This is a genomic window from Streptomyces sp. NPDC002104 (assembly GCF_053593795.1).
Map to the genome: position 1 here is coordinate 35,680 of NZ_JBSFDF010000004.1, position 12,178 is coordinate 47,857.

Annotated in this window: 12 protein-coding genes; 8 read left to right on the plus strand and 4 right to left on the minus strand. The window is 69.7% G+C overall.

The window, feature by feature from the left end; all coding sequences use genetic code 11:
* The first annotated feature begins 20 nt into the window (after positions 1-20).
* The 5 genes from atpA to ACWCP2_RS05030 all read left to right on the plus strand — a co-directional run bounded on the left by atpA (position 21) and on the right by ACWCP2_RS05030 (position 5,082).
* Entirely contained in the window at positions 21-1,616 is a 1,596-nt protein-coding gene (atpA, locus tag ACWCP2_RS05010; protein WP_382970634.1) for a F0F1 ATP synthase subunit alpha, read from the plus strand.
* A gap of 20 nt (positions 1,617-1,636) precedes the next feature.
* The gene (locus ACWCP2_RS05015) at positions 1,637-2,554 is read left to right on the plus strand and encodes a F0F1 ATP synthase subunit gamma (protein ID WP_450907184.1); all 918 of its coding nucleotides are present in this window, start codon (positions 1,637-1,639) and stop codon (positions 2,552-2,554) included.
* Entirely contained in the window at positions 2,554-3,996 is a 1,443-nt protein-coding gene (gene atpD, locus ACWCP2_RS05020) for a F0F1 ATP synthase subunit beta (protein WP_450907185.1), read from the plus strand. The genes ACWCP2_RS05015 and atpD overlap by 1 nt, the downstream gene beginning before the upstream one ends.
* A gap of 129 nt (positions 3,997-4,125) precedes the next feature.
* The gene (locus tag ACWCP2_RS05025; protein ID WP_450907186.1) at positions 4,126-4,500 is read left to right on the plus strand and encodes a F0F1 ATP synthase subunit epsilon; all 375 of its coding nucleotides are present in this window, start codon (positions 4,126-4,128) and stop codon (positions 4,498-4,500) included.
* Positions 4,501-4,632: 132 nt separating this feature from the next.
* Positions 4,633-5,082, plus strand: a complete 450-nt coding sequence (locus ACWCP2_RS05030) for a DUF2550 domain-containing protein (RefSeq protein ID WP_254384253.1) — start codon at positions 4,633-4,635, stop codon at positions 5,080-5,082.
* Positions 5,083-5,213: 131 nt separating this feature from the next.
* Here the strand turns inward: ACWCP2_RS05030 and ACWCP2_RS05035 are convergent, their stop codons facing one another.
* From ACWCP2_RS05035 to ACWCP2_RS05045, 3 genes are all read right to left on the minus strand, one after another.
* Positions 5,214-7,043, minus strand: coding sequence for a glycosyl hydrolase family 18 protein (locus tag ACWCP2_RS05035; RefSeq protein WP_450907367.1), 1,830 nt, complete (start codon positions 7,041-7,043; stop codon positions 5,214-5,216).
* A gap of 231 nt (positions 7,044-7,274) precedes the next feature.
* The gene (locus ACWCP2_RS05040) at positions 7,275-7,916 is read right to left on the minus strand and encodes a response regulator (RefSeq protein WP_450907187.1); all 642 of its coding nucleotides are present in this window, start codon (positions 7,914-7,916) and stop codon (positions 7,275-7,277) included.
* Positions 7,913-9,208: a sensor histidine kinase gene (locus ACWCP2_RS05045; protein WP_450907368.1), complete on the minus strand. Its 1,296-nt coding sequence runs from the start codon at positions 9,206-9,208 to the stop codon at positions 7,913-7,915. The genes ACWCP2_RS05040 and ACWCP2_RS05045 overlap by 4 nt, the downstream gene beginning before the upstream one ends.
* A gap of 106 nt (positions 9,209-9,314) precedes the next feature.
* Between ACWCP2_RS05045 and ACWCP2_RS05050 the strand changes: the two genes are divergently transcribed.
* Complete coding sequence (locus ACWCP2_RS05050; protein WP_450907188.1) at positions 9,315-9,881, plus strand: hypothetical protein; 567 nt, start codon at positions 9,315-9,317, stop codon at positions 9,879-9,881.
* 14 nt (positions 9,882-9,895) lie between these two features.
* Here ACWCP2_RS05050 and ACWCP2_RS05055 read toward each other — a convergent pair whose 3' ends face one another.
* Positions 9,896-10,468 (minus strand): cob(I)yrinic acid a,c-diamide adenosyltransferase, encoded by a 573-nt coding sequence (locus ACWCP2_RS05055; protein ID WP_266881157.1) that lies wholly within the window; start codon positions 10,466-10,468, stop codon positions 9,896-9,898.
* A 195-nt stretch (positions 10,469-10,663) separates the two neighbouring features.
* On the opposite strand from ACWCP2_RS05055, the gene ACWCP2_RS05060 reads away from it, so the two are divergent.
* Together ACWCP2_RS05060 and ACWCP2_RS05065 are read left to right on the plus strand one after the other, a co-directional pair.
* Complete coding sequence (locus ACWCP2_RS05060; RefSeq protein WP_450907189.1) at positions 10,664-11,512, plus strand: 3-hydroxyacyl-CoA dehydrogenase family protein; 849 nt, start codon at positions 10,664-10,666, stop codon at positions 11,510-11,512.
* A 160-nt stretch (positions 11,513-11,672) separates the two neighbouring features.
* Positions 11,673-11,996 carry an STAS domain-containing protein gene (locus ACWCP2_RS05065; RefSeq protein WP_243336243.1) on the plus strand — a complete coding sequence of 108 codons (324 nt, stop codon included), beginning with the start codon at positions 11,673-11,675 and terminating at the stop codon, positions 11,994-11,996.
* Positions 11,997-12,178: the final 182 nt, after the last annotated feature.

Below are 12,178 nucleotides of genomic sequence, written 5' to 3' on the forward strand. Positions count from 1 at the left end.
AAGGAGAGCAGGGAACCCAGATGGCGGAGCTCACGATCCGGCCGGAGGAGATCCGGGACGCACTGGAGAACTTTGTCCAGTCGTACCAGCCGGACGCGGCCTCGCGCGAGGAGGTCGGAACGGTCAGCGTTGCCGGCGACGGCATCGCGAAGGTGGAGGGCCTGCCCTCCGCCATGGCGAACGAACTGCTGAAGTTCGAGGACGGAACCCTCGGTCTCGCCCTGAACCTCGACGAGCGCGAGATCGGTGCGGTCGTCCTCGGCGAGTTCAGCGGTATCGAGGAGGGCCAGCCGGTGCAGCGCACCGGTGAGGTGCTCTCCGTCGGCGTCGGCGAGGGTTACCTCGGCCGCGTCGTCGACCCGCTCGGCAACCCGATCGACGGCCTCGGCGAGATCGCGACCGAAGGCCGTCGCGCCCTCGAACTGCAGGCCCCGGGCGTCATGATCCGCAAGTCGGTTCACGAGCCCATGCAGACCGGCTACAAGGCCATCGACGCGATGGTGCCGGTCGGCCGTGGTCAGCGTCAGCTGATCATCGGTGACCGTCAGACCGGCAAGACCGCTCTTGCCGTCGACACGATCATCAACCAGCGCGACAACTGGCGCTCGGGCGACGTGAACAAGCAGGTTCGCTGCATCTACGTCGCCATCGGCCAGAAGGGCTCGACCATCGCGTCCGTTCGCGGCGCCCTGGAAGACGCCGGTGCGCTCGAGTACACGACGATCGTCGCCGCCCCGGCGTCCGACCCGGCCGGCTTCAAGTACCTGGCGCCGTACACCGGTTCGGCCATCGGCCAGCACTGGATGTACGCCGGCAAGCACGTCCTGATCATCTTCGACGACCTGTCGAAGCAGGCCGACGCCTACCGCGCCGTGTCGCTGCTGCTGCGCCGTCCGCCGGGCCGCGAGGCCTACCCGGGCGACGTCTTCTACTTGCACTCCCGTCTGCTGGAGCGTTGCGCGAAGCTCTCGGACGACATGGGTGCCGGTTCGATGACCGGTCTGCCGATCGTCGAGACCAAGGCGAACGACGTGTCGGCGTTCATCCCGACCAACGTCATCTCCATCACCGACGGCCAGTGCTTCCTCGAGTCCGACCTGTTCAACGCGGGCCAGCGCCCGGCGCTGAACGTCGGTATCTCGGTCTCCCGCGTCGGTGGCTCGGCCCAGCACAAGGCCATGAAGCAGGTTTCCGGCCGTCTGCGCCTGGACCTCGCCCAGTACCGCGAGCTGGAGGCGTTCGCCGCCTTCGGTTCCGACCTGGACGCCGCGTCGAAGGCCTCGCTGGAGCGCGGCAAGCGTCTGGTGGAGCTGCTGAAGCAGGGCCAGTACCAGCCGATGCCCGTCGAGGAGCAGGTCGTCTCCGTCTGGGCCGGCACCACCGGCAAGATGGACGACGTCCCGGTCAACGACATCCGTCGCTTCGAGTCGGAGCTGCTGGACCACCTGCGCCTCGAGCGCAAGGAGCTCCTCACCTCCATCGCGGACGGCGGCAAGATGTCGGACGACACCCTGACGTCCATCGCCGACGCCATCGCCAACTTCAAGCGGCAGTTCGAGACCTCGGACGGCAAGCTCCTGGGCGAGGACGTACCGGCCGTCAACGTCTCCAAGTGACGACGGAAGGGACCTGACTCATGGGAGCGCAGCTCCGGGTCTACAAGCGTCGCATCCGTGCCATCACGGCGACCAAGAAGATCACCAAGGCGATGGAGATGATCGCCGCCTCGCGCATCGTCAAGGCGCAGCGCAAGGTGGCGGCGTCGATGCCGTACGCGACCGAGCTCACCCGTGCGGTGACCGCGGTGGCGACCGGTTCGAACACCAAGCACGCCCTGACCACGGAGGTCGAGGCGCCGGTGCGCGCCGCGATCGTGCTCATCACGAGCGACCGCGGTCTGGCCGGCGGCTACTCCTCGAACGCCATCAAGCAGGCGGAGCGGCTCACCGAGCGGCTGCGCGGCGAGGGCAAGGAGGTCGACACCTACATCGTCGGCCGTAAGGGTGTGGCCTACTTCGGCTTCCGCGAGCGCAAGGTCGCGGAGTCGTGGACCGGCTTCACCGACAGCCCGGCCTACGCCGACGCCAAGCGCGTCGCGGCGCCGCTGATCGAGGCCATCCAGCAGGACACGGCCGAGGGTGGCGTCGACGAGCTGCACATCGTCTACACGGAATTCGTGTCGATGATGACGCAGAACGCGGTGGACGGCCGGATGCTGCCGCTCAGCCTCGACAAGGTCGAAGAAGAGGGCGGTGCGAAGGGCGAGATCCTTCCGCTGTTCGACTTCGAGCCGTCGGCGGAGGACGTCCTCGACGCCCTTCTGCCGCGCTACGTCGAGAGCCGCATCTACAACGCACTGCTGCAGTCGGCCGCTTCCGAGCACGCCGCCCGCCGCCGCGCGATGAAGTCGGCTACCGACAACGCCGGGGATCTCATCAAGAGCCTCTCCCGGCTTGCCAACGCGGCCCGCCAGGCCGAAATCACCCAGGAAATCAGCGAGATCGTCGGTGGCGCGAGCGCCATGGCTGACGCGACCGCGGGGAGTGACAAGTAATGACGACCACTGTTGAGACGGCCGCCGCCACGGGCCGCGTCGCCCGGGTCATCGGCCCGGTCGTCGACGTGGAGTTCCCCGTCGACGCCATGCCCGAGATCTACAACGCCCTCAAGGTCCAGGTCGCCGACCCGGCCGAGGACGGCAAGCTCAAGACCCTGACCCTCGAGGTCGCGCAGCACCTGGGTGACGGCCTCGTCCGTACCATCTCGATGCAGCCGACCGACGGTCTGGTCCGCCAGGCCCCGGTGACCGACACGGGCGAGGGCATCACCGTCCCCGTCGGTGACTTCACCAAGGGCAAGGTGTTCAACACCCTCGGTGAGGTGCTGAACTACCCGGAGGAGAACGCCAACGTCACCGAGCGCTGGCCGATCCACCGCAAGGCGCCCCGCTTCGACGAGCTCGAGTCGAAGACCGAGATGTTCGAGACCGGCGTCAAGGTCATCGACCTTCTCACCCCGTACGTCAAGGGTGGAAAGATCGGTCTGTTCGGTGGTGCCGGTGTCGGCAAGACCGTTCTGATCCAGGAAATGATCTACCGCGTCGCCAACAACCACGACGGTGTGTCGGTCTTCGCGGGCGTCGGTGAGCGTACCCGTGAGGGCAACGACCTCATCGAGGAAATGGCCGAGTCCGGCGTCATCGACAAGACGGCGCTCGTCTTCGGTCAGATGGACGAGCCCCCGGGCACGCGTCTTCGCGTCGCGCTGGCCGGTCTGACCATGGCGGAGTACTTCCGCGATGTGCAGAAGCAGGACGTGCTCTTCTTCATCGACAACATCTTCCGTTACACCCAGGCCGGTTCGGAGGTGTCGACCCTTCTGGGCCGCATGCCGTCCGCCGTGGGTTACCAGCCGAACCTGGCTGACGAGATGGGTCTGCTGCAGGAGCGCATCACCTCGACCCGCGGTCACTCGATCACCTCGATGCAGGCGATCTACGTCCCCGCGGACGACCTGACCGACCCGGCGCCGGCCACCACCTTCGCCCACCTCGACGCGACGACGGTTCTTTCCCGTCCGATCTCCGAGAAGGGCATCTACCCGGCCGTGGACCCGCTGGACTCGACGTCCCGCATCCTCGACCCGCGGTACATCGCGGCGGACCACTACGCCACGGCGATGCGCGTCAAGGGGATCCTGCAGAAGTACAAGGACCTCCAGGACATCATCGCGATCCTCGGTATCGACGAGCTGGGCGAGGAGGACAAGCTCGTTGTCCACCGTGCCCGTCGTGTCGAGCGCTTCCTGTCGCAGAACACGCACGTCGCCAAGCAGTTCACCGGCGTCGACGGTTCGGACGTTCCGCTCGACGAGTCGATCGTGGCCTTCAACGCGATCTGCGACGGAGACTACGACCACTTCCCCGAGCAGGCGTTCTTCCTGTGCGGTGGCATCGAGGACCTGAAGGCGAACGCCAAGGAGCTGGGCGTCTCCTGAAGCCGCGCTCATCCGTGAGCACAGCTGACTGACGGAGAGGGGCGGGTGTGTCCCGTCCCTCTCCTCACGCCCATTAGAATTTGACCCAACACCCGGCCATCCCGCCGGGTGGTGACCCGAGGAGCCACCATGGCTGCTGAGCTGCACGTCGAGCTGGTCGCGGCGGACCGGAATGTCTGGTCCGGCGAGGCCACCCTGGTTGTCGCCCGCACCACGTCCGGCGACATCGGCGTCATGCCCGGTCACCAGCCGCTTCTCGGTGTGCTGGAATCGGGCCCGGTGACCATCCGTACCACGGACGGCAACACTGTTGTCGCCGCGGTGCACGGCGGATTCATCTCGTTCGCGGACAACAAGTTGTCGCTGCTGGCCGAGATCGCCGAGCTTGCCGACGAGATCGACGTCGAGCGGGCGGAGCGGGCACTGGAGCGCGCGAAGTCGGAGACCGATTCGGCCTCCGAGCGTCGCGCCGATGTCCGGCTGCGCGCGGTTTCGGGGCGCTGAGCCCCGAAGCTGGTAAGAGTTTTACACCTCAGCCGCGGCCTGTTCCGGAATTTTCCGGACCGGGTCGCGGCTGAGGCGATGCGGGTCCGTTTTTCGGTTTGGGTATTCGATGAGCGAGGAGGTCGGTGAAAGATGCTCCTCGCTCTGCTTGTGAGCGGCCTGGTCGTAGTAGCCCTGGTGGTGATCGGGCTGTTTGTGTTCGGGCTGCGCCGCAGGCTGATCCAGCGCTCCGGCGGCACCTTCGACTGCAGCATGCGCTGGGGCGTGTCCGAGGAACCGGACGTCTCCGGCAAGGGCTGGGTGTACGGGGTCGCGCGCTACAGCGGTGACCGCATCGACTGGTTCCGTGTCTTCAGCTACTCCCCGCGGCCGCGCCGGCTGCTGGAGCGGTCCTCCATCGAGGTCGTGGCCCGCCGTGCGCCCGAGGGCGAGGAGGAGCTGGCCCTGCTCTCCGACGCCGTCGTACTCGGCTGTCTGCACCGCGGCACCCGCCTGGAGCTGGCGATGAGCGAGGACGCGCTGACCGGTTTCCTGGCCTGGCTGGAGGCCGCTCCGCCCGGGCAGCGGGTGAACGTCGCCTGAACGTCGCCTGAGGGGCGCCGCCTCCGGGCCGCCCCCGCCGGACGGAGTCCGGCGCAGCGGCGCGAAGCCGGGGAGACGGGGGCGGACCCGTCTCCCCGGCTTCGTCCTTCACCGGGCGGAGCGTTCAGGGGTTACGAGAGGCCGGCGGAGACCGCGGTCGCGAGCTCGCCGTTCGACGTGTCGCCGCTGAACTCCCAGTAGAAGGCTCCCCGCAGGCCCTGCTGCTTCGTCCAGGTCGTCTTCGAGGCGATGGTGGCGGGGGTGTCGTAGCTCCACCAGTTGCTGCCGCACTTGGCGTAGGCCGTGCCGGCGACGGTGCCGGTCGAGGGGCAGCTGTTCTTGAGGACCTTGTAGTCCTCGATGCCCTGCTCGTAGGTGCCCGGGGCCGGTCCGGTGGCGGTGCCGCCGGGCGTGGCCTGGGTGACGCCGGTCCAGCCGCGGCCGTAGAAGCCGATGCCGAGGTTGAGCTTGGAGCCGGCGATGCCCTTGCCCTTGAGCTTGGTGATCGCGGCCTCGGAGTTGAATCCGGCGATCGGGATGCCGGTGTACGAGGTGAGCGGGGAGTGCGGGGCCGTCGGGCCCTGCGCCGCCCAGGCGCCGAAGAAGTCGTAGGTCATGACGTTGTAGAAGTCGACGTACTGGGCGGCGCCCGCGTAGTCGGCCGCGTCGAGCTTGCCGCCGTTGGAGCCGTCGGCGGAGATCGCGGCGGTGACCAGGTTGCTGCTGCCGAACTTCGTGCGCAGCGCGGAGAGGACGTTCTTCAGGGAGGCGGCCCCGCTGGTGTCGCAGGACAGGCCGCAGGCGTTCGGGTACTCCCAGTCGATGTCGATGCCGTCGAAGACGTCGGCCCAGCGCGGGTCCTCGACCAGGTCGTAGCAGGACTGGGCGAAGGCGGCCGGGTTGGCCGCGGCCTGGCCGAAGCCGCCGGACCAGGTCCAGCCGCCGAAGGAGTAGAGGACCTTGATGTTCGGGTACTTCTTCTTCAGCTGGCGCAGCTGGTTGAAGTTGCCCGCGACCGGCTGGTCCCAGGTGTCGGCGGTGCCGGAGACGCTGGAGCCCGCGTCGTAGGTCTTCTGGTAGTCGGCGTAGGCGTCACCGATCGTGCACTTGCCGCCCTGGACGTTGCCGAAGGCGTAGTTGATGTGCGTGATCTTCGCGGCGGTGCCGGAGGTGACCAGGTTCTTCACGTGGTAGTTGCGCTGGTAGACGCCCCAGTTCGTGAAGTAGCCGAGCTTGACAGCGGCTCCCGGGGTGCCGGGGTCGCCGGGGTCGGTTCCGCCGCCGCCGGTGGTGGTCACCGTGAGGGCGCCGGAGGAGGGGCCGGTCTGGTCGATGGTGTCGCGGGCGGTGACCGTGTAGGTGTAGGCGGTTCCCTTGGTCAGGCCCGAGTCGGTGTAGGAGGGGCTGGTGACGGTGGCGATCTTGGCGCCGCCGCGGAAGACGTCGTAGTTCTTGACGCCCTTGTCGTCGGTGGCCGCGGCCCAGCCGAGGGTCAGTCCGGTGTCCGTGACGCCGCTGGCCGTGGGGGTGCCGGGGGCGCTGGGCGGGTTGTCGGTGGGGGTGGTGCCGCCGTCGCAGGTGCCGCCGTTGATCTTGCAGCCGCTGGGGGAGCCGGCGCCGGTGCCGTTGAAGCCGAAGCTGACGGTGGCGCCGGGGGCGAGGGTCCCGTTCCAGCCGACGTTCTTGCCGGTCCAGTGGGTGCCCGAGCTGGTGACGGTGGCGTCCCAGGCGGAGGTCACGGCGGTGCCGGCCGGGTAGTCCCACTCCACGGTCCAGCTGTTGAGGGTGGTCGTGCCGGTGTTCTTCACCGTCCACTTGCCCTCGAAGCCGGAGCCCCAGTCGGAGACCTTGGTGTACGTCGCGGTGGCCGAGGCGGCCGCCTCGGCGGGACCGGCGAGGGCCACGAGTCCGGCGACGGGCAGGGTGAGGACGGCCAGTGCGGCCGCGACTCTTCGAAACAGCGGTGCGCGTCGTGGGGGTGCTGTGCTCAAGGGTGCTCCTCCGAGGTCCGCAGCGGACGTGGGGACGGCCGCTGCATGGGGGTGGGACCTGCGCCGCCCGTGAGCGCTGCCGTGACGTTTTGTCATGGCATGCTCACCACAGTTGTGCGTGAGAGTAGAAAGGTCTGGACCAACCGTCAAGAGGTCCAGACCTCCCGTAGCAGCCTCGGATTCATTTCCGGCCGGATTCGGCTAGATCCCCAACTCCTGTGCCAGAACGGCGGCTTGGACCCGGCTGCGCAGCTCCAGCTTGCCCAGCACCCGGCTGACGTGGGTCTTCGCCGTGGCCTCCGCCATCTCCAGGCGCACCGCGATCTCCGCGTTCGACAGCCCCTCGCCCAGGCACGCCAGCACCTCCCGCTCGCGCGGGGTCAGCGATCGCACCGTCGCCGGTACGGGGACCCGTACGGGCGAGGGGTCCGCGAACTCCGCGATCAGCCGCCGGGTCACCGCCGGTGAGATCAGGCCCTCCCCGCGCGCGACGGTCCGTACCGCCCCGATCAGCTCCGCCGCGTCCGCGTCCTTCAGCAGGAAGCCCGCCGCGCCCGCGCGCAGGGCGCCGAAGACGTACTCGTCGTGGTCGAAGGTGGTCAGCACGAGCACGTCGGCCAGGCCCTCCGCGACCACCTGGCGGGTCGCCGACACCCCGTCCAGCCGGGGCATCTGCACGTCCATGAGCACCAGGTCGGGCCGCAGCTCGCGGGCCAGGCGCACGGCCTCCTCCCCGTCCGCGGCCTCGCCGGCCACCTCCATGTCCCCGGCGCTGCGCAGGATCAGGACCAGCCCCGCCCGTACCGCGCTCTGGTCCTCCGCCACCACGACCCTGATCGTCACGCCCGTACCGCCTCTTCTTCCGCGGGCAGCGTCGCCCGGACCCGCCAGACCGCGTCCGCGCGGCCCGCTTCGAATGCCCCGCCGAGCAGTTCCGTCCGCTCGCGCATGCCGATCAGACCGGCGCCGGAGCCGGGGGCGCGGGGGCCGGGGCGGTCCCCGTAGGGGGAGTCGACCGCCACCCGCAGCGCGCCTGCCCCGCCCCTGGCCGCGCCCCGGGACCCGGCTCCGGGGGCCTCGCGGGCCAGCCGGACGGTGACCGTGCCGGGGGCGGCGTGCTTGAGGGCGTTGGTCACCGACTCCTGGACGATCCGGTACGCCGCCAGTTCCACGGGGGCGGGCAGGGGCTCCCCGGACGGCCGGTCGTCACGGAGTACGAAGTCCAGCCCGCTCGCGGCCCCGTTCGTACGGGCCTGCTCCAGCAGGGCGTCCAGGCCGTCCAGCGAGGGCGTGGCGACGGCCTCCTGCCCGGCGCCCGCGTCCCGCAGCAGCCCGATCAGGCGGCGCATCTCGGCCAGTCCCTGGACGCTGTTCTCCCGGATCACCCCGAGCGCCTCGCGGCTGGTGGCGGGGGAGTCGATGGACAGAGCCGCGGTGGAGTGGATGGCGATGGCGGAGAGGTGGTTGGCCACCATGTCGTGCAGTTCGCGGGCCATCCGGGCCCGCTCGGCGACGACCGCCTGCGACCGGTCCATTTCGGCCAGCAGCGCGGTCTGCTCCGCGCGCAGCCGGGCGGCGATGGCGGCCTCGCGGTGGTTGCGCAGGGTGGCCCCGGTCAGTGCCGGACCGAAGCTCACGATGCCGGTGACCACGCCGATCAGCAGGGCCTGCGGGGTGCGCAGCCAGGCCACGGCGGCGATGGTCACGGCGACGGTGATCAGGCCGGTCTGGACCGGGAGGCGGCGGGCCATGGCCGGTTTGCCGTAGACCACGGCCGCGTACATCAGGTCGGTGAAGATCAGGACGGTGCCCAGGTTCCCCACGGTGAACTGGTCGGCGATCAGCCCGGCCGTGCCGACCGCCAGGGTCACCCGGGGCATGCTGCGGCGCAGCAGCTCCATCGGGCCGAGGGCGAGGAGCGGAACCAGCGCCGCCCAGGCGGGCAACAGGTCCCGCCCGGGGGAGCTGTGCACCCCGAGCGACCACAGGACCAGGCCGGCGGCCACGCTGGCCACGGCGAGCAGTACGTCGTCGCGGTGCGGTGGCGGGATCTTGAGGCTCACATGACCATCCAACAGGCTGCGGCGGGGGACGGCGTCGCCATCGCGGCCGCCTTTTCGGCCGGGCCCGTACATCGAAGGATGCAGGGCGGCCGGCCGGCATTCGTCATCGGCGACGAGGAATCGGCGCGCGGCGGGCGGGAAGCTGGAGGCATCCCCCACCGCAGGAACGGAGACTCCCGTGCTCGTCACCCTGATCATCGCCTGTGAAGTCGGCTTCTGGGTCCTGCTCGCCGGCGGTCTGGCCCTGCGCTACCTCGCGGGGATGCCGAGGACCGGCGCCGCCGTCCTGCTGTGCGAGCCGCTCCTGGAGCTGGCGCTGCTGGCGGCCACCGCGGTGGACCTGCGCGGCGGCGCCGAGCCGGACTGGAAGCACGGGCTCGCCGCGCTGTACCTCGGCTACACCGTCGGCTACGGGCACTACACCGTGCGCTGGCTCGACGCCCACGCCGCGTACCGGCTGGCCGGCGGCCCGAAGCCGGCCGGCGCCGGTCACGGCGCGGCGCGGGCCCTCCACGAGTGGAAGCTGCTCGCGCGGACCGTCCTCGCGGCGGCCGTCGCGGCCGGTCTGCTGCAGGCCGCGATCTGGTACGTCGGTGCCTCGGGCGACACCTCGGTGCTGCGCGGATGGCAGCTCACGGCCCTGCGGGTGGCAGGCATCCACGCCCTGATCGCCGTCACCTACACGGTGTGGCCGAAGCGCGCCCCGGCGACATCCGCCCGGCGCGATTCGGTGGACGCCTCCTGAGCGCTCCGGACCGGCTAGCGGTCCCCGCCCGGGACCCACAGGACGTCCCCGACCTCCTTGTTGGCCGTGCGGGCCAGGATGAAGAGGAGGTCGGAGAGGCGGTTGAGGTAGGTGGCCGTGAGCGGGTTCATGACCTCGCCGTGCGCCTCCAGAGCGGCCCAGGTGGAGCGCTCGGCGCGCCGCACCACCGTGCAGGCCTGGTGCAGGAGGGCCGCGCCGGGGGTGCCGCCGGGCAGGATGAAGCTGCGGAGCTTCTCCAGCTCGCCGTTGAAGAGGTCGCAGTCGGCCTCCAGCTTGTCCACGTAGAACTGCTCGACGCGCAGCGGCGGGTACTCCGGGTTCTCGGCGACCGGGGTGCACAGGTCGGCGCCCACGTCGAACAGGTCGTTCTGCACACGGACCAGGACCTTCACGACATCGGCGGGCAGCGAGCCGAGCGCGATGGCCGTTCCGATGGCCGCGTTGGCCTCGTTGGCGTCGGCGTACGCCGAGATCCGCAGATCGGTCTTGGCCGTGCGGCTCATGTCGCCGAGCGCGGTCGTGCCCTTGTCGCCGGTACGGGTGTAGATGCGCGTGAGGTTCACCATGCCGCCACCCTAGACCGGGTCAACTGCGGCCCCCCGCCGCACTGCTGGGCCGTCCCGGTGTGATGTCCGTCATCTGAGACGTGACGCGTGTTACTTCGCGGTCACTCGGCCCCTCGCGGACGCTAGTCTCCGCCGGAGAACGAACGAGGCTGTGCCGTATCTGAGGCCGTGTCCTAGAAGAACGTGGGGTGTGCAGTGGCTGGGAAGCTCGCCGTCATCGGTGCCGGACTGATGGGTTCCGGAATCGCGCAGGTCTCCGCTCAGGCGGGTTGGGACGTCGTGCTGCGCGATGTCACCGACGCCGCTCTGACGCGCGGTACCGACGGGATCAAGGCCTCGTACGACCGGTTCGTCGCCAAGGGCAAGCTGACGGCCGAGGACGCCGAGGCGGCGCTCGCCCGCATCACCACGACCACCGAGCTGGAAGCGGTCGCCGACGCCGACATCGTCGTCGAGGCCGTCTTCGAGAAGCTCGAGGTCAAGCACGAGATCTTCCGCGCGCTCGACAAGATCGTGCGCGAGGACGCGGTCCTCGCCTCCAACACCTCCGCCATCCCGATCACCAAGATCGCGGCCGTGACGGAGCGTCCGGAGCGGGTCGTCGGCGCGCACTTCTTCTCGCCGGTCCCGATGATGCAGCTGTGCGAGCTCGTGCGCGGCTACAAGACGAGCGACGAAACCCTCGCCACCACCCGGGCGTTCGCCGAGTCCGTCGGCAAGACCTGCATCGTCGTCAACCGCGACGTCGCCGGTTTCGTGACGACCCGTCTCATCTCCGCGCTGGTCGTCGAAGCCGCGAAACTGTACGAATCGGGCGTCGCTTCGGCCGAGGACATCGACATCGCCTGCAAGCTCGGCTTCGGGCACGCCATGGGCCCGCTGGCCACCGCGGACCTCACCGGCGTCGACATCCTGCTGCACGCCACCAGCAACATCTACACGGAGTCCCAGGACGAGAAGTTCGCGCCGCCGGAGCTGATGCGCCGCATGGTGGACGCGGGCGACATCGGCCGCAAGAGCGGTCAGGGCTTCTACAAGCACTGAGCACCCGTTCGAATGCCTGCACCCCACAGGGTGAATTAGGTATCGGTTCGCTCACGGTCGGCAACTTCCCTGCCCCTGAGGCAGTCAGTTGCAGTGAGAGTTGCCGACCAGCGGACCAGTCGGACCATACGCAATCAGTACCGCGCTGCCGGGAGTACACATGCACATCAGGGGCGACCACGCCGAACTCGCTGTCGGGGGCCGCCTCGACGTGCGCAGCGCGGCGGACGCCCGTACGGTCCTGCACACCGCCCTCGACGACGGTCACGGCGACCTCGTGCTGGACCTCACCGGGCTCGACTCCTGGGACGCGACGGGACTCGGCGTGATCATGGGCGCCCACCGCCGCGCCGGCCGGACCGGCAGGCGGCTCGTCCTGCGCGGGGTCCCGCCCCAGATGCAGCGGCTGCTCGTGGCCACCCGGCTGCACCGGATCCTCGCGATCGAGGGCGGACTGGAAGCGGAGTCGCTGCCTCGCGCGTGACGCCCGTCGCACCAGTGTCCGCGTCACCCGTGGAGGCCCGCTCCACGCGGCCCGCGCAAACGTAACGGTCCGGTGGTGAAGGCACCCCTGCGGTTCACGCCCCACCGGGCACGGTCTAGGGTTCGGGCGGAAACCGGACCACTAGCGACAGCGGCGTGAGCGAAGGCCGGGCGAGACGAGGG